This is a genomic window from Halobacillus sp. HZG1 (assembly GCF_035818575.1).
GTDB lineage: Bacteria > Bacillota > Bacilli > Bacillales > Halobacillaceae > Halobacillus > Halobacillus litoralis.
The window spans coordinates 19,002-37,060 of the sequence record NZ_JAYLVQ010000069.1 but is presented as its reverse complement, the minus strand read 5'-3'; the positions used below and the strand labels follow the sequence as shown (position 1 = coordinate 37,060).

Genomic DNA, 18,059 nt, shown 5'->3' with positions numbered 1-18,059 from the left:
AGGAGCTTTCGTCTATGCATGAAACCATTGCTCTCCATATAAAATCTGCAGAACAGATCGCCGTTCTCACAGGAGCCGGGGTGTCAACCGCAAGCGGAATCCCTGATTTCCGTTCAAGTGAAGGATTATGGACAGAAAATCATGATCGCGAGTTTTACATGTCCACGGATTACTTTTTTCATGATCCTGAAGACTTCTGGAAAAAATATAAAGCGATCTTTCGGATGAAACTGTTGAAAAACTACAAGCCGAACCTTGTCCATCACTTCATCAAGGAGTTGGAAACTGATGAACGGGAAGTATCCGTCATTACGCAAAACGTCGATGGGCTTCATTCGCTCGCCGGCAGCTCCCGTGTCCTTGAATATCATGGGACATTGAACCGGTCGAGCTGTCCGGACTGCAGCCGCTCCTATTCTTTGGATGATATCATGAGAGAAGCTGTACCGGTATGCAAGGACTGCGGCACGGTTTTGAAACCGGATGTCCTTCTGTTTGGCGACATGATCACGGCTCATGATGAGGCTGAGGCGATCATCGAGAAAGCGGACCTTTTGCTCGTCATGGGCACATCGCTTTTCGTGACGCCATTCAACCTGCTGCCGTATCTTGCCTATGAACAGGAAAACACGACGACCGTGCTCATCAACAATGAACCAACAGAAAAGGACCGTCTTTTTGACTATGTCCTCCATGAAGATTTATCAAAAGCACTCTCAAAAATCAAAGAAAAAATGTAAAAAAAGCCTCCTTCGACGATTCGTCGAAGGAGGCTTTTTCCATTATCTGTATGACCTGGTACACCAAAATTTGGATGCTAAGCAAGGCCGAGTTTTTTGATGACGGGTTTCAGGGTCAGTCCCTGGACGATTAATGAGAAAAGGACGACGGAGAAGGTGAGCAGCAGCACTTGCTCTCGTCCGTCAAAATCCATGGGCAGACTTAAAGCGAGAGCGATGGAGAGACTCCCTCTCAAGCCACCCCAGTTGATGAGAATTCTTTCTTTCGAAGACAGTTCTTTGATCCATCCTGTCCCGATGTACACGGCGATGGTACGTCCCACCAGTACAATGGCAATCGCTCCCACGATATATCCCCAGTTGCCGGCAAGATCGATGTTCCGTATCTCAAGGCCGACCATCAGGAAGATCAAGGCATTCGCAAGCAAAGTGATACTGTCCCAGAAAGTATTCAGGTTTGTTTTCGTTTCTTCTGACATCCCAATCTTTGCGCCGTAATCGCCGAAGACGAATCCACCGACGACAACAGCGATGACCCCTGATGTATGGAAATGCTCAGCAATAAAATAACTTCCGAAAAACAGCAGAGCACTGAAGGCAACTTCCAACGGGTAATCATCAAAGACACGGATGACTTGAGAAAACACATAACCCAAAATCAGACCGATAACAGCACCACCGACCGCGAATTTCAAGAACATGAATACCCCACTGCCGAGCCCCGCCCAGCCCATTTCAATGTAGGTGAGCAGGTAGATGCTGGCGATTTTGAAGAGTACGACGGCTATGCCATCATTGAATAGTGACTCGCCTTCCATAACCGTCGACATTTTTTGTTTCACTCCAAGAGACTTGAAAATGGAAAGCACGCTGATCGGATCAGTCGCACTCATCAGTGCAGCAAATGTAAAGGCGACCGCAAGGGGCAGGTCCAATAAGAAATAAGACGCGGCCCCGATCGTGAGCGAGGATATGAACGTCCCCAAAAAGGCGAGTCCCATGACCGTTTTCTTTTGTGAAAATAGATGGTGAAAAGGAAGCTTCAGTGTCGCATCCCCAAGCAGGATTGGAAGAAACAATGAAATGACGGTCGCTTGGAACACTTCCGATTGTGTAATATAGCTTTCCGCTTCCTCAATGAACGGGAGCTGCGTCAACCCGAGAACGAGGCCAACCAGAACAAGAGCGATCGAGTCCGGTTCTTTCAAAAGCTTGGCGATAGCGATAACGGTGACAGAGATGGCGAGTAACAGTAGAATTTGAATAAAAACATCATGAAATCCGTGCATGAGAAACCTCCCGGTAAGAAATGAGCTACAGTTAGTCTTTCCCTTCTTGACCGGCCCTTACCCATAAAAAACGGGCATAAGGAATGCCGGCGCTTTGTTATTCTTTCACTGACAGCACATGCTCCGAAAGGATGATTGCTAATTGGTCTTCGATCTCGTCCACATCTTCCGCCAAGAAATGATTGAACACCATCGCAAAAATCAAAGGCTCCCCATCCTTTGTAGTGACATACCCGGAAAGGGAAGAAACACCTGTCAACGTCCCTGTTTTCGCACGGACATTCCCTTCCGCCCCGGTTTCCTGCATTCTCTCACGCAAGGTGCCTCCTTCAAATCTCTCTTCATTCCCGGCCACAGGCAGCGAATGTCGGAATGCAGGGAACCATTCTCTTTGTTGAACCTGGAAGAGCAGCTGGGAGATTTCATGCGCGGGAATGAAATTGGTCGCAGACATTCCTGATCCATCATTCAGCTGTACGGTATCCATGTTCACCCCTAAACGACGCATTTCCGCTTCAACCACATCCAGTCCCTTTTCCCAGCTCCCTTCACCATGGACGACTCTGCCCATTTCCTTCACTAATACTTCCGCATGACCGTTGTTGCTCAATTTCATGAACGGAATAAACAACTCTTTTAGAGGCATGGACGCATGCTCATACAAGCGCGTGGCGTGTTCAGGCGTTTCTGCGATTTTAGTGGATGAACCCTTTACCCGTATGCCTTCTTTCACTAACGATTGATGAAAAAGTTCATGCACGAGCCCTGTCGGTTCAAAAACGGCAATCCACGACTTTGAAACAGGATCATCCTTCTCCATTGTCCCCTCTATGAAGATGGTGTTAGTCCCGTGCTCCCTCTCAACCTTTACTTCCTCTTCTTTCTTTGTATTTCCGGTCTTTGTCCTGTTCACGATCTCCACATATTCATTATCCGGGGTGACTTTAACATCCGCCGGCTGCCCTTCTTTGTTTGCAGGGGAGACGGTGATCAACACGGTCCCTGCATCATAATCATCATCCGGTGAGACAGTCAGAGCAGACACCTGAGCCGCGTAGTATTCACTTTCCTCTGACCATTGGATGCCATCAGATAAACGGATGTTGTCATACCACGTATCATCCACCAGGACGTCTCCTGTAATTTCCCGGACTCCCATTTCCCGCAAAAAAGAAACCATAGCCCTCAAGTCTTTCTCCAATAGGGTCGGATCCCCTTTTCCTTTCAAATACATGTTTCCATTCAACCGGCCATCCTCGATTTCCCCATCCGTCCATAATTCTGTAGTAAACGTGTACGCAGGTCCGAGCGTTTCCAAGGCGGCAGCTCCTGTAAACAATTTTGTATTCGAGGCAGGCGTCAGACGCAAATGCGCGTTTTTCTCATAAACCACCTCGCCTGACTCGGCATGGCGAATGCTCACTCCAGCCACCGCCCCATGAAGAACTTCATTCTCTAACACATGATCGATTTTTTCTTTCAATGCCGTCTCCCCTTCCGAGACCTCCTTTTCCTGTTCCGCTGAATGGAAAAACAACATCATAAGAACGGTAAGAAAAGGAATGACCAGCTGCATTCTCTTTGGTGTAGACATCTTTATGTACAGGCCTCCTAAAAATCTTGACTACATTCATAGTAGCAGAGCAGTAAGAATTTGTAACTTTCTCTCCTCTTCTATCGTGTCACATGCTCCATGCGTTTATGATGCTTTCCCTAACAAGCAGATCTAGCCAGGCCTTTGTTTGACCCGTAACCTGTCTGTCTTACTTACCCACCCAATAAAATTCCCCTTCATTTCCTTTCTTTATGAAGCATATTGTTATCCATATGCCTTCATCATTGTTAGAGTACCTTTAGAAGGAAGAGGTGTAGAGATGAAGCTGAAACTCGCCCTGGCCGTGGCTGTTTCGATTGCAGCGGTGCTATGGTTCTTAAATGAGGGAAAAGAAGAGAAATCAAAAATGACGGAAGACGACTGTTCCGGGGATCGATTCTGTTCGTTTGAAGAATTGAAGGAAGTCTATAATGAAGGGAAAGACTGGGGCATTGCCACGAGTTCCGTAGGTAATCACCAATGGCTGGTCAGCGCCATCCATGGCGGTGGGATTGAAGAAACGACCTCTTCCCTTGCCGAGGCGATTGCCGGAGATGATTATCCCTATTACGCATTCAAAGGAAGGTTAGCGTCTCATAATTTCAGGAACTTACATATTACTTCCACAAACTTTGATGAACCCCGAGCACTGGAAATGGTCGGGAAGGCCGATTATCACATTTCCATTCATGGGGCAGGTGGTGATGAACCCATGACTCTCATCGGTGGCCGGGATCAAAAGTTGATGAAAATCGTAGAGCGTCATTTAGAGGAAAAGGGTTTTTCCGTTGAAATAGCTCCTGAACACCTGGACGGTGACCACCCCGACAACTACGTCAACAAGACCAGGACAGAGAAAGGCGTACAGCTTGAGATAACGCGTGCGCAAAGGAAGGCGTTTTATAAGGACGGAGACATCAGTTACTCCTCAAGGAAAGAAACTTCTAATGAGACGGAAGACTTTAAAGCTTATGTTGAAGCCATTCAGAAAGCGATGGAAGAATACCAGGAATAACAACCGCCACATGCAAACGCTCCACCATCACGTGGAGCGTTTCTTTGCTTATAGCATATGCTTTTGCTGAAAGCCCTTCACTTCAACCTTCCTTCCAGTCTAACTCTCCATTTTCAATCACTTGCAACAGCCTATTCCCGCCTTCTATTTCATACTCACCGCCCACATCCTCACCGTCGATACTCCCCAAAATACGAATAGCCTCTTGTCCGACAATGATCTGAATCTCGTTTTCATAAGAATCCCCCTGAATCCAAATCGAATAGAGGTGTTGGGGGAGACCTTCATCTGAGGTCACCAGTGTCATAGTCGATGGCTTTTGTAAAATTCTCTTCCTCTCATCTGGGTTTTCCAACGTGACGGATTTGAACGGCCGCCCCCTTTCACTATAGATCTTCATTTCCGAAATGACTTCTGCTGAGATTATTTCATCCGGGAGCGCTGCACCAAATGATGTCGTCGTCGGCTTGTTTACAAAATAAAATAAAACAGGAACCGCAAGAACAAAAACCAGCACGATTCCTGTCACCCCTTTTGCTTTTTTCCTGAAGAGCAAGGATAAAAAAGTTAAAAGAGCCGCTCCTATCAAGCTAATCAATAGAACGATATTCCCTACTTCCACATCATCTTTGAAATACATCCCTGACAAACCAACACCAATCAGTGTCACCACTGTCAAAGTCGGAAGCACGAGGAGCAATGCTTTGCGCAAACGTTCGTCGACCAAAAAAAGAATCCTCCCTTCTTTCATCTGTTGAGATGAAACCCGTGGGCTGCTCTCCACTTCGTAAAAAATCACTACTGAAAAATTAGACGAGAAGCTCCAGAAAAGCCCCACTGATTGGAAAGCACCGGGAGGGCCAAATCATTGAAGGAATGCTCCCTGGATGTTCTTTTGCTTATTTTTTCATCTTTTTAAATCCACCGATAGCAATGAAAATGATAAAGAACAAAATGATCCACGAGCCAATCCCCATATTTTTTCCCTCCCCCAAGTATTCATTGACTTTTTTACGTTCAAGGAGCTCGAAAGGTTTCAACTTCTTGCCCATTCCCTGATGAACAGTAGTGCCTATGTATAGGTTGAATTACTGGGGTGACCACTTTCGTCTGACGATGACTAATAGAGGGTACCCTCCAAAATTTCTTGAATATCGCGCAAGTGGCGGATCAGTGATAATCCTGATACAAAAACATAAAAACCACTGAGAACAAGCACTTTCTTCAATGATTGACCTTTCCGGACCTCCATCCCGAGCCAGAAAACCGCTACCATGATCGAAGTGAAAAAGAGATGGTACTCCATAGGTTGTCTCTCAATGCGATCGACCAGCGCTTCCGCTTTCCATTTATCCTCTTCAGGCGCTTGATAGGTGATCCTCTCTTCTTCAATGCCCCACGTATTCAAAGACTGTACCACGACCGTGTTGTCATGGTTTTTCACGACTTCATAACCGAGCGGAGAATACCCGAGCGGATAAGCGAGAATATAGGAAAAGAAAAAGGCAACCATTAAAAATGCAATGTAAAGGAGAATTCGTCTGACTTTATTCAGTAACTCTTCACTCAAGGTCATCCCTCCTTTTCTTCCTTTCCATACGATTGAAAGAAATAATCGTTTCATACACTCACACAAAGATACAATTTTCACATGTTTCTTCTCGCTCCTACTCATACTAACTTCAGGAGGAATCAGGAATGAAAATTGCCATCTTATCCCTTTGCTTATTCATCACTGCACCGTTCATTCAGGAAGAGCATCTAACCATCACGCACGACGGGAAAAAATTGATGACCGTGAATCGAAAAGAATTCCAGGATGAGATGTTAGGAAAGCCTTTTGTCGATCAGGAAAAAACCGCGCAGTTGATCGGACAATTGGAAGATACAATCAACCGTGAGCCCGTTCCTGCGAAGATCGGACAAGCGGATGAAATCATCCCGGGCAAACCGGGATCCAAAGTGGATGTGCGTACATTTACCGAAGAACTGCACCGCTACCTGCATGCAACCGGGCCATCTTCGATCAAGGTACCTACACTACCTGCTCATCCAAGAGTCGATAGTGAACTGCTCGCAACAATACGCACAAAACAGATCGGCCAGTATGTGACCTATTTCAATAAAAATAATCAAGAACGCTCCCACAATATCCGACTGGCTGCAGAGGCCCTGGACAGTCATGTCGTCTTTCCCGGCGAGGTTTTTTCTTTCAATAAAGTGGTAGGAAAAAGGACGGTGGAAAAGGGATATAAGAAAGCACCGGTCATCGTCAAAGGAGAAGTGTCAGAAGGCATCGGAGGAGGCATCTGTCAATTATCTTCCACTCTGTTTAACTCCGTAGACAAAGCGGGTGTGAAGATCATGGAACGCTATTCACACAGCAAGCGCGTCCCTTATGTTCCGGAAGGGCGAGATGCGACGGTGAGCTGGTATGGTCCGGATTTCACGTTTAAAAACCCTTATAATCAGCCTATTTTGATCCGGTCGAAAGTGTATGGAGGACAGATGATTGTCAAAGTGTATTCTTCTGATGTGATCAATATTGAACCGAATGACGTCCCTGATGCGAGCAAGCAGCTTCCGGAAGAGATGTATCAATAATGGAAACGCTTACCGAAAAAGCCAACCCCTCCTTTAAATCAGCGGAGGGGCTGGCTTTTTTTTCAAAAACAATTAGACAAGCAATGAACCCCGAAAGCCTCTCGCCTTATAGTAAGACTCTGCTCCGTTGTGGTACAAAAAGACATGATCGTAGCGACGATCGCAGAAAAGCGCCCCGCCAAGTTCCCTAATCTTCTCAGGGGTGGAGACCCAGCTCGAGGTTTTTAAATCGAATTCCCCTAATTCCTGCAGCGTTCGGTACTGTTCCTCGGTCAATAGGTCGATGCCCATCGACGTAGCGAGATCCACCGCGCTGGTTTCAGGTTTATATTTCTTGCGGGATTCCAAAGCGGCACGATCGTAACACACACTTCTCCGGCCTTTCGGACTTTCCTTGGAACAATCATAAAAAATGTAAGCGTCTTTTTCTTGATCGTAACCGACGACGTCCGGTTCGCCGCCGGTTCTTTCCATTTCGTTAAGGGACCAAAGTTTCCCTGGTTGTTCGGCAAGTTTAGCCATGACTTCCGACCATTCCATCCCCTCATGGCGTGCCTCATTCTTTTCAAAGCGTGCTTGTAAAACGTTGATCAACGCTTCCTTCTCTTCAAGCGGTAACACCTCTTTATTCCGAGTCTCCGTTTCCTTTGTCATGATGGTTCCTCCCTTTTTTTCAATCAGATATGGTATGTATCTTCTATCTTACTATAAAATAACAATCGCTTCTTCCTTCATGTTATACCCTGGAAGAATCCCTGAGGAAGTCATCATCCCAGCTTTTAAATCCATACCAAGTCAAACGAGCCATTCACTGAATTTACATATTTTACCCAACATACCCGTTTTGGTATATGAGAAATCGGTTATGAAACTACTGTGTACTTAAAAATCGCTAAAAGGAGTGTTGGTATGGAACACGAAAACCAGGTACAGGAACAAACCTACAGTTTACCTAGAATCGGTGAAAAAGCACCAGCATTCACCGCACAAACGACCCACGGGGAAATCTCATTGAACGATTATGAAGGAAAATGGGTGGTTCTCTTCTCCCACCCTTCTGATTTCACACCCGTGTGTACGACCGAGTTCGTGGGCTTCCAGGGAGTGTATGATCAACTGCGCGAGCTGGATACGGAATTGATCGGCTTGAGTGTCGACAGTGTGACCTCACACATTGCCTGGATCCGGAACATTGAAGAGAATTTCCAAACGACCATTGAATTCCCCGTCATTGCTGATTTGGATAAGCAGGTCGCGACAAAGTTCGGGATGATTATGCCGGAAAGCAACGGAACAGAAACCTCAAGAGCTGTCTTTGTCATCGATGATAAAGGGACCGTCCGTTCCGTCATCTATTATCCCCTAACCACAGGACGGAACATGGGAGAGATCGTACGCCTTGTCGAAGCACTGAAAACGACGGATGAACACGGCGTATCCACCCCGGCTGATTGGAAAAAAGGAGAAAAAGTCATTGCCTCTCCTCCAAAAACGACGGAAGACGCCAAAGCACGGATGGATAACCCGGATTATGATTGTGTCGACTGGTACTTCTGTAAAAAGGACCTGAACTCCTAATACAGGGATGAAACAAAAAAGATCTGCCTCGCGCTTCATCAAAGCGCGAGGCAGATCTTTTTTCATAGATAGGAGAATTATAAAAATACAAAGTACATAATAAAGAGTCCGCCAAGCGTGTACATGATCGGGTGTACCTGTTTCCAGTCCCGTTTTGCAATCATAGCGAATGGATAAAGAATAAAGCCAAGTGCAATACCTGTAGCTACACTGAACGTGAGCGGCATCATGATGATCGTAACGAACGCCGGCACAACGATTTCAAATCGGCTCCAGTCGATTTCTTTCACTTCTGTCGCCATGAGAGCACCGACGATGATGAGCGCAGGTGCAGTCACTTCGGGTGTGATGACACCGAGGATAGGTGAAAAGAACAACGCAATGAAGAAACAGATGGAAATGACCACACTCGTAAACCCTGTGCGGCCTCCGACTGCAACCCCCGCTGACGATTCAACGAATGAAGCCGTCGTCGATGTCCCGAAGATCGCTCCTGCTACTCCGGACGTAGAGTCAGCCAATAGCGCACGGCCAGCGTTTGGAATTTTGTTGTCTTTCATAATTCCTGCCTGACTGGCTACCGCAATCAGAGCTCCTGCCGTATCAAAGAACGCAACAAATAAGAAGGTGAAAATAACGGCTAAGACTTCCGGTCTGAAGATATCCCCCAGATGTTGAAAAACGACGCCGAAAGTTGGCTCAAGGCTTGGAATTTCACCGACGACCGATTGAGGCACATCCACCAGGCCTACAATCATACCGATGATGCTGGTGATGACAATTCCGTAAAAAATGCCCCCGCGGATCCCACGGACAAGCATCATCAGCGTCACGATAAAGCCGAACGCAGCAAGAGCCGTCGTTGGAGAAGTCAGTTGTCCGATGGATACGAATGTCTCTTCGTTCCCAACGACGATGCCGGCGTTTTTCAAGCCAATGAACGCAATGAAAAAGCCGATGCCTCCCGCTATCGCATGTTTCAAATCTTTCGGAATCACATTGATGATTTTTTCCCGGATCTTAAGAAGACTTAGAATCATAAAGATAATCCCTGCAATAAAGACCCCGGTTAAAGCGACCTGCCACTCAATCCCCATTCCAATTACGACCGAAAAGGTGAAGAATGAGTTCAACCCCATACTCGGCGCAATCCCTACAGGGAAGTTGGCAAGGAGTCCGATCAACAGCGAGCCGACAATCGCGGATAGAGCGGTCGCTGTGAAAAGCGCCCCCTTGTCCATCCCTGCCTGACTTAAAATGATCGGATTGACGACTAGTATATAAGCCATGGAAAGAAACGTCGTTACTCCTGCGAGCGTTTCTTTTTGGAAGTTCGTTTCACGTTCTTTGAATTGAAAAAAGTTTCTCATGATGTTCCCTCCTATAAAACGAAAAAAGCACCGGCCATCTACCGGTGCTTTTACATAAGGAAAGGAACATAGACGTTCCCTCCCTTGTAGACGAGCCATTTCCGGTAGCTGGTAGAAACGTCCAGGCCATATTCCTGAACTTATACAAGGTGCTGTATTTGTATGAAATGATAGGGAGAATCATAACAATCCAAACGGGTGAGGTCAATGAATATAGAAAATGTTCGGGAATTCACTTTTTTCTGATATTTACCTAGTCTGATCCCGTCTTCACGCCGGTGATCGACAGGTTATTCCAATAGTAGGTTTTCATTTCCAAAATAAGGGAATATTCTTACTACTATTTATATCCCCCTCTCTTAGGTAACTGTATCTTGTCGTTTCTAGTTGAATGACCCTTTAAGGAGGAGAAAAATGACAAATAACCGAGCTGTAGCGTACACAGGAAATGGTGGAGTGACGGTAAAAGAGATTGATTTTCCAGAATTGGTCCTGAGAGACGGGCCAGGTGTAAACCCGCAGAATGTCGGGAGGAAATGTGAACATGGGGTCATTTTGAAGGTCGTATCGACGAATATCTGCGGCAGTGACCAGCATATGGTACGCGGAAGAACGACAGCTCCAGAAGGTCTTGTTCTCGGCCATGAGATTACAGGCGAAGTCATTGAAACCGGAAGGGATGTTGAATTTGTCAAAAAAGGGGACCTTGTTTCTGTTCCTTTCAACATTGCCTGCGGACGCTGCCGGAACTGTATCGAAGGAAAAACGCACATCTGCCTGAACGTTAACCCCGACAGACCTGGTTCAGCTTATGGTTATGTGGATATGGGAGGCTGGGTCGGCGGTCAGGCCGAATATGTGATGGTTCCTTATGCTGATTTTCAGGTGCTCAAATTTCCAGACAAAGACGAAGCGATGGAGAAGATGCTCGACCTTACCATGCTGTCGGACATCTTCCCTACCGGATTTCACGGTGCCTACACAGCCGGAGTGAAAATGGGATCGACCGTTTACATTGCAGGAGCCGGCCCCGTAGGCCTTGCCGCTGCCCACTCCGCCCAATTGCTCGGTGCGTCTGCCGTCATTGTAGGGGATTTGATCGAAGAACGGTTGGCCCAGGCCCGCAGCTTTGGCTGTGAAACGATCAACATCAGCGAGCATGATGATCTTACAGAACAGATTGACCAGATCCTGGGTGTCCCTGAGGTGGATGCAGCGGTCGATTGTGTCGGTTTCGAAGCCCATGGACATAATCACCAGGAGGCTCCTGCTGCTGTCTTGAATGACATCATGGACGCAACAAAAGCTGGCGGAGGCTTAGGGATTCCCGGTCTTTACGTAACCGAAGACCCCGGCGCTTCCGATGAGGATGCAAGGCGCGGGTCACTGAAACTGGACTTTGGTCTTGGATGGGCAAAGGCTCAATCGTTCGCGACTGGGCAGACACCCGTTATGCAGTATCACCGCGGCTTGATGATGTCGATTTTAAAAGGAAAAGCCAACATCGCACACGCCGTTAACGCAACCGTGATTGGTTTAGAAGACGCTCCCCGTGGTTATGAAGAGTTTGATAGCGGAGCAGCGAAAAAGTTTGTCCTCGATCCCCATAACTTGATCCGGAGTTAAAGAAATAGCGTCTTCATCCTCTAAGGATGGAGGCGTTTTTATGTGCTGTCGGGAAATTTAAAAAAAAGCTGACCAGTACCTCCAGTCAGCTTTCTTCGTTTCATTTACTTAGCTGCCTTGTCTTTCAAGGCTTTCACTGTACCAGTGTGCACACCTTCATGATAGATCGTGAAGTTAAGGATTTCACCAACGGTTGGCAGAGATAGGAAAGGTTGAGCTGCTTCGTCATCGAGCTGTCCACTCAGTACTTCCTTCAGTTTCACCGGCTGCTCTTCAAGTTCTTGCTTCAGCTCATCTAGCGACGGGATGTCCCCCTCCCAGTCGGCTGGCTTTGTTCCTGGTGCGAACAACTCTATGTAGCGGGATGGAGTTGCGACCGGTTTGCCTCCGAATTTTGCAAGTAGTGAGTTTTGCACAACGTAAATGTGGCCGATATTCCAGCGGATGGTGTTTTTGAACCCTTCCGGCTGCTCGTCTGCCTGGGCTTCTGTAACACCTTCCAGTTGTTTTAATGTGGCTTGTCTTACAAGAATGATCTGTTTAAACAGTTGTTCTTCGTTCATATGAATCTCTCCCTTCTTCTCTATCTATTATTCTAGCTTTCTCTGCATTTGTACACAACTCCCTTGCTCGTTGCCAAGGCCAGTCTCTTCCAGCTGCATAAGATCGACTTACGTTCCATTACAAGATAAAAAATGGAAATCTCCTGTACATCTCTCAGGAGATTTCCTCCTCCGTTAAAAATGGCCTGCGCTATAAGTTAAGTGTGCAGATACCCAACGAGCGAGCTTTTCGGTTGGTAACAGCCAATTGGGATTTGAATAAGTGTCGTTTCTCCCATTTTTTCCAACTGATAAAGATCATCACATGCCTTCCCGTCATACCCCAGCAGCGGATGACCATTCATACCGAGTGCACTGGCTGTCAACAACAACCTTTGCAGAAGCATGCCCGCTTCCATCTGCTGAATCCGGTATCCCCTGTACCCGAGCTCTTCTTTATAGTGCGTCCGTTCACCGATGATATGAAGACAGAGCGGTACTTGATGGAGATTGACGTTATCGACCTTCATCGCCTTCTGCAGCGGGAGACGGCAGTCCCCCTGACGGATCTCAAGCAATGAGTGCGAGTCAGCATCATACCAGTAGGCGCCGTCAGGCAATCCTTCGACACCATGAAAACATCCATAGATCGTCAGGGCGCTTCGACCGTCTTTTTCATAGAGGTCTGTACCGGACGGTTGCATCGTCTCTTTCAAAAGCAAAGCGAGCTGCTTTAAAGGAATGGGGCGGTTTATAAAATTCAATTCTGGCGAATGCCTCTTCCGGCACGCCTCAGCAAGGTCATAGACCAATGGTTCAACGTCCGGGAGCGGGTGGGCCGGCCCCATTTTCACATGAGCCTCTTTGGGTTTGATCGCCCCGAACTGTGCGGGAGAGTCAAACATGGCCTGTTGATTGATTTTTTTAATGTACGGGAAACCGAGAACGTTTATGGAACGTTGATAATGGCTGGTTTTGACTTCCGGAATGTCTTTGCTCCAGGCTCCGGCAGGCAGGTTTTCCCCTTGATCCTGCAGAAAAGAAGGCTTTCCTTCAGCAAACGGGACAACAGCGTAGATACTCTCCTCTTCGTCATTCAATCCAAGCAAATGATTGATGGGGCGATCAAGGAATTGAAAATATACCCTTGTATAAAGTGAAGTACGTGCACTAACTTGCCGCCATTGACCGAGGAGTGCGCCTGCATCCAGCCCCTGAAGACGATAGGCGAAGTGATTATATTTAAAAAAGTTTTTCCAAAACATCGTCGTCACGAAAAGGACTCCCTGCGCTTCAGAAACATCACAGCGATTTCCAAGTGCTCCCGTTAGAAAAGTATCGAAATTCCCCTCCCGAATCAGATGCAGACGGTGGTGAGCCGCATCATAATGGTAGATCCCGTCTGGAATACCCTCCATTTTTAAATAGATATACAATTCACTTGGATACAATCCTCCACCCGAAGGGACGTAGCGGCGGAACGTATGGATGGTTTCTTCACCGGGCCCGTCTGGCTGTGGCATGGTTGTTTCACTGTATCCTGTCTGTCCGTAAACATACCAGAGTAAATGACTGAGCTTCTTAAGTCCAGTTGTTGTATCCTCGTTTAACGAATGCGGAAGATCACAGTCGAGCGGGATTTCATGTAGAGACTGATAGAGTTTATAAGGAAGTGGGGCGTCCTCCCAGGCGACTTTCCAATCCGCCGGAATGACCCTTTCACTTTGAAATTGCAGGTAGTATAAGAAACGGTCAAGATCCATTTCACGCCTCCTTCAGCCATCAAGGGAATGGATGCGGATAAGGGTTGAGTTCACCGGGGGTAAGGTGACGATTGGTGTACCCGAGCTTCTTAGGAACTTCCAGGACTCTGTTCAGCCCTTCAAGACGTCTGAGGTGATGTCCGAAAGTCATAGGCAGCATCCCCGGGATCAACACTTTGACGCAGTGCAGTCCATTCCTTGCCAATTCGCTGGATGTCTGGTCTACAGCGATGACATCCCTATTCAATTCCCGAAAAACTTCCAATAGACCTTTGACATCCTCTGTGAGATCGGGATGGGTTGGCTTCATTTGAAAAGCTTCTTCGAAACTTTGCAGAGGACGGTCCTGATTCAACAAAAAGCCAAGGCGTTCCTCCGCCTCCGGAAGTCCGTACACCATCCCATGATCATCCATTTTTTTCACGAGGGAAGAATCGTGCAGCATCTTCACATAGTTCTCTTTGTTCTTTTTGAACTCTTTGTTTAATGGTTCAATCATGCCGACACTTTCAAACACCGCACTTTTCACAGCTTTGACAGGATCCAGGTGAGCCCCGGCTGCACAGATCATATTCAAATCTCCGGTATCCACTATACTTTTCTTGATGATAGTCAGGATACAAGGGATGCCATGTTCCATCGTGGCATTGTATAAATAAAGGTCGTATCCTGCGATTTCTTTCATCCGATCGATCATCATATGCAGCTCTTGATCACCGGAAGAGCGGGGGTCTATACGAGGAAGAGGAAGTTCTGCATACCAGGACATAAGAAAAGAATCCCGTTCCAGGACTTCCAGCATCCCGTGGAAAATTGCTTCTTCTCTGCTCCCCCCAATGGCACACCCGTTGGAGGTTTCAAAAATGTACCCGCCTCCACAGCCCATGCTGTAGTAGGCAAGCCTTTCCGGCACTAAGATCGGAGTATTTTTCAATAACGAGTACCCCCACACCCAGTTCATTTTCTTATCGGGATGATAAGGGGTGAAAGGAAAACCTTTCTCCGCATACTGTTCAGCAGAATGAACGCCGACATCCAGAGGATGAAGAGCTGACTCGAGGTTGCTGTAACAGTCATACACCTTCGTCCTTTTGCCTTTTGGATCCATGCCGCAGAATCGTTCCAACCCTTCCAGGATAGCGGTTTTTTCACTGACAGCGTAGGAATTCGTCCGCCCTGCCGACCCTTCATTACCGTTCATGAGTGGAAGATTCACGATCACATCCGCAAATGGAGTTTCAAAATCAATCATTTTATGATTGAGAAGCCCTGTACGAGGATCGAGATAATCTTTCGTCAGGAATGTGCTCAACTCTTCCATCGACCTTGAGCGGAAGCTGTCTTCACTGATTTTCATACTCGGCTTCAGAGTCATCTCAGCAAGGAGAGGGGAATCGTCTACCAGACTGCTGCACATCGGACACTGGGAATCTGGCAAAAAAAGATGCCGGGAGTTTTCCAGTGTCCTCATATTGACAAGATGGACCGCCTGATCTGTCCGGACACGTTTCCCTTCGCTCCAAAGGTTGACCTCGTGACAGATGACACACGCCATCTGCTGGATTCCGTTCCGGGATACCCACTCATCCTGTCTTGCCTGTGCCCCTTCCAGCAGTGTGTGTTGAATGTTCCAAAGATCCTCGCGATCGCTTCCTGTCATGATTCTTCTCACATCCGCACACTGCGAACATCCTGCGCTATCCGGGGTGACGAACGGCCCGATGACGCCTTCACCAAAAGCCACAAAACCTCTCAGCCAACCGATCCCATATTCCCGGGCAATCTTTTCTCCCATGATTGAGGAGGCTGGATTCCAGCCGTCCTCCAACACGAGAAGCAGATCCGTGTTTTCTGGAACCGGCATTTCCAAACTACGTATACAGGTGACTTCATAATGCGCCTTCAGTTCCTTGACCACATGATCAAGCAGAACGCCCTCACCTACAGCAGTTATGAAAGTACTCATCGATATTCCTCCCTTTCCACCCACACCCCGCAAAGGTCGATCACCCCGTCACCATGGAAAGGTTCCATGTGGATCTTGGCAAAGGAAGGTTTGTGCTGTCGTTTTTCCAACTGGGTAATAGCATGACGAAGGACCTCTTTGTCATCTGTCGCTTCCAGAGAAGGAAGGTCCAAAGAGTCCACAGACTCTTTTTCAAAAGAAAGATCGGAACAAGAAAGGAATGAATAGCCGGAAGGAAGGTGTTTATTTTGCTGCTCCAAGAGGAGAAGAAATAACGCCTTGCGGACAGCCAGTGTCTCATGCAGCGCCACCGCTCCCCTCCACTTGCTGTGCCGTGTTTTTACCCACACCACAGGAAAACCGAAACAATCCTTTGAAAGAGCAAGCTCAGGATTCGTATCCATCGTCTTGAGAACCTGCCAATAATAACGGCAAGATTCATCCTCAATCTTGTTTAACGTGATTTTTCTTGCTTTGTAATGTTTCTGTACCGTCCATTGGTTTTCGACCGCTTTTTGCAGAGCTCTTAAGCAGCCTTCGCTTAGATTTTCACCGGCCCCGATGAAGAAGGCGTCATCAGACACCTCATAAGAATCAGGACTTTTTAAGATGTCACGTTTCAGCGGCTTCACATATGCCTCCACACCCATAAAGCCCGCTTCCCGCCGTGCCTCTTCATGGGTTCTTCCTCCGGCAATGATCGTTGGGTTCAAATCCTGGGACTTCACATGGACCACTTGTACGCTACATTGGGAAAGGGGCAGCTGTTCCAGATCACCTTCTTCCCATTCATGAAAGATGCCGAGAGGGCTCGCCGTTAACTCACCAAAGTAATAGAGCCATTCCTTCTCGTCTTTTTTCCCGTGCGGAATTTCTCCGCCAGGGTCTATCCTTTCCATTGAGAATTTCTTTTCAGTGAGGGGATGGCGTTTAAAAGGATGCCACCCTCCCTCCAGGGTTTCCAAGTTCATCAAATAGACGTGATCGCTCCGGTGAGACTCCAGTACTCCTGTCATTTTTTTGAACAATTCAAATGTCATAACCGTTGCGAACAACGCTTGAGCGGGGCCTGAGGCCAGGAAGGATGGCGATCCGCTTTTCATAGGCTCAGGCAGGCTGCGCCAGGCCGATTCCCAACCATTATTTGCAGCCTCATCGATGTAAGGTCCTGCGATTCCATAAGTCCCCATCAGGACGCCCGGAAAGAAGTCTTTTTTCTTTTCCAGGCAGCCGTTCATGATGCTCTGAAGTTCTTCCATCTTCTCTTCCCGGCAAACATATAGGACCGCATCATAAGGATCGATGATCTCGGACCAGGAAAAGGACTCCTTTTCAAAATAAATCTCCACCGATGCGTCATCGTCTATTTTTCTGGCTGCTGTTTCTAATTCCGACAGCCTGTGGATGTTTGTCTTCTTCACATCTGTCAGGAACACAGAAACATTCGACAACCCAGATTGAAACATAGCCGATACAAGTCCGGTCAACATGGTCCCCTCGCCAATCGCCAACACTTTTTTCGTCCGAAACTGTTGGAAACGCCAGGCAGGGGATTCCACGAAACTTTCTAAATATTCGATTTGTGAAGCGAATGCTTCCACTACTTGAGGGTCCAACTGGTGAGGCCGTTGCTGACTGACATCTGAAAGGAACCCATTCTGATAAAGGGTGTCCGTAATTTCATACAGCCGCTTGCGATAAGGATCCTGCAAGCCATCCGTCAGGCTCTCCAATGAATGGCTTCCATCCAGCATAGGAATCAGCTTTTCAATCCATTGTTGAATCATCGGACCTTCCATTCGGAAAGAACCCGCATTGTTTCTGAAATAAACCCGGTCGGTCTCCGGCATAAAAAACGTACCCTTTTTAACTTTCAGACACATGGAAGGTTTGACCTTTGTCATAACATTCCTCCTTGCCCTCTAAGGTGACTTCCTAACCGATTTTATGTAATCCAACACCAGGGTTATGC

Annotated in this window: 15 protein-coding genes and 1 riboswitch; of the genes, 5 read left to right on the top strand and 10 right to left on the bottom strand. The window is 47.3% G+C overall.

Features of this window, described 5'->3' with window-relative positions; all coding sequences use genetic code 11:
• The first annotated feature begins 14 nt into the window (after nt 1-14).
• Nucleotides 15-740, top strand: a complete 726-nt coding sequence (locus VKA52_RS13085; RefSeq protein ID WP_160912752.1) for an NAD-dependent protein deacylase — start codon at nt 15-17, stop codon at nt 738-740.
• A 77-nt stretch (nt 741-817) separates the two neighbouring features.
• On the opposite strand, the gene VKA52_RS13080 is transcribed toward VKA52_RS13085, so the two are convergent.
• Together VKA52_RS13080 and dacB are read right to left on the bottom strand one after the other, a co-directional pair.
• Nucleotides 818-2,029, bottom strand: coding sequence for a cation:proton antiporter (locus VKA52_RS13080; RefSeq protein ID WP_326315971.1), 1,212 nt, complete (start codon nt 2,027-2,029; stop codon nt 818-820).
• 97 nt (nt 2,030-2,126) lie between these two features.
• On the bottom strand, nt 2,127-3,623 hold the full coding sequence (gene dacB / locus VKA52_RS13075; protein ID WP_326315970.1) for a D-alanyl-D-alanine carboxypeptidase/D-alanyl-D-alanine endopeptidase: 1,497 nt from the start codon (nt 3,621-3,623) through the stop codon (nt 2,127-2,129).
• A gap of 280 nt (nt 3,624-3,903) precedes the next feature.
• On the opposite strand from dacB, the gene VKA52_RS13070 reads away from it, so the two are divergent.
• On the top strand, nt 3,904-4,638 hold the full coding sequence (locus VKA52_RS13070; protein ID WP_326315969.1) for a poly-gamma-glutamate hydrolase family protein: 735 nt from the start codon (nt 3,904-3,906) through the stop codon (nt 4,636-4,638).
• 82 nt (nt 4,639-4,720) lie between these two features.
• Here the strand turns inward: VKA52_RS13070 and VKA52_RS13065 are convergent, their stop codons facing one another.
• Nucleotides 4,721-5,365: a hypothetical protein gene (locus VKA52_RS13065; RefSeq protein WP_326315968.1), complete on the bottom strand. Its 645-nt coding sequence runs from the start codon at nt 5,363-5,365 to the stop codon at nt 4,721-4,723.
• A gap of 393 nt (nt 5,366-5,758) precedes the next feature.
• Nucleotides 5,759-6,262, bottom strand: a complete 504-nt coding sequence (locus VKA52_RS13060) for a hypothetical protein (protein ID WP_326315967.1) — start codon at nt 6,260-6,262, stop codon at nt 5,759-5,761.
• Between the two features lie 74 nt (nt 6,263-6,336).
• Between VKA52_RS13060 and VKA52_RS13055 the strand changes: the two genes are divergently transcribed.
• Nucleotides 6,337-7,242: a VanW family protein gene (locus VKA52_RS13055; RefSeq protein ID WP_326315966.1), complete on the top strand. Its 906-nt coding sequence runs from the start codon at nt 6,337-6,339 to the stop codon at nt 7,240-7,242.
• Between the two features lie 72 nt (nt 7,243-7,314).
• Here VKA52_RS13055 and VKA52_RS13050 read toward each other — a convergent pair whose 3' ends face one another.
• Nucleotides 7,315-7,896 (bottom strand): DUF4256 domain-containing protein, encoded by a 582-nt coding sequence (locus VKA52_RS13050; RefSeq protein ID WP_326315965.1) that lies wholly within the window; start codon nt 7,894-7,896, stop codon nt 7,315-7,317.
• A gap of 255 nt (nt 7,897-8,151) precedes the next feature.
• Here VKA52_RS13050 and VKA52_RS13045 point away from each other — a divergent pair, with 255 nt between their 5' ends.
• The gene (locus tag VKA52_RS13045; protein ID WP_326315964.1) at nt 8,152-8,820 is read left to right on the top strand and encodes a peroxiredoxin; all 669 of its coding nucleotides are present in this window, start codon (nt 8,152-8,154) and stop codon (nt 8,818-8,820) included.
• 77 nt (nt 8,821-8,897) lie between these two features.
• Here the strand turns inward: VKA52_RS13045 and VKA52_RS13040 are convergent, their stop codons facing one another.
• Nucleotides 8,898-10,190, bottom strand: a complete 1,293-nt coding sequence (locus VKA52_RS13040) for an NCS2 family permease (protein WP_206946264.1) — start codon at nt 10,188-10,190, stop codon at nt 8,898-8,900.
• Between the two features lie 67 nt (nt 10,191-10,257).
• Nucleotides 10,258-10,358, bottom strand: a riboswitch (purine riboswitch).
• 246 nt (nt 10,359-10,604) lie between these two features.
• On the opposite strand from VKA52_RS13040, the gene fdhA reads away from it, so the two are divergent.
• A complete protein-coding gene (gene fdhA / locus VKA52_RS13035; protein ID WP_160912730.1) occupies nt 10,605-11,816 on the top strand; it encodes a formaldehyde dehydrogenase, glutathione-independent in 1,212 nt (403 codons plus the stop codon).
• A 104-nt stretch (nt 11,817-11,920) separates the two neighbouring features.
• Here fdhA and VKA52_RS13030 read toward each other — a convergent pair whose 3' ends face one another.
• From VKA52_RS13030 to VKA52_RS13015, 4 genes are all read right to left on the bottom strand, one after another.
• Nucleotides 11,921-12,379, bottom strand: coding sequence for a DinB family protein (locus VKA52_RS13030; protein WP_326315963.1), 459 nt, complete (start codon nt 12,377-12,379; stop codon nt 11,921-11,923).
• A gap of 197 nt (nt 12,380-12,576) precedes the next feature.
• Nucleotides 12,577-14,121 (bottom strand): SagB/ThcOx family dehydrogenase, encoded by a 1,545-nt coding sequence (locus tag VKA52_RS13025; protein WP_326315962.1) that lies wholly within the window; start codon nt 14,119-14,121, stop codon nt 12,577-12,579.
• A gap of 19 nt (nt 14,122-14,140) precedes the next feature.
• Nucleotides 14,141-16,087 (bottom strand): TOMM precursor leader peptide-binding protein, encoded by a 1,947-nt coding sequence (locus tag VKA52_RS13020; protein ID WP_326315961.1) that lies wholly within the window; start codon nt 16,085-16,087, stop codon nt 14,141-14,143.
• Nucleotides 16,084-17,991 carry a bacteriocin maturation protein gene (locus tag VKA52_RS13015; RefSeq protein WP_326315960.1) on the bottom strand — a complete coding sequence of 636 codons (1,908 nt, stop codon included), beginning with the start codon at nt 17,989-17,991 and terminating at the stop codon, nt 16,084-16,086. The genes VKA52_RS13020 and VKA52_RS13015 overlap by 4 nt, the downstream gene beginning before the upstream one ends.
• Nucleotides 17,992-18,059: the final 68 nt, after the last annotated feature.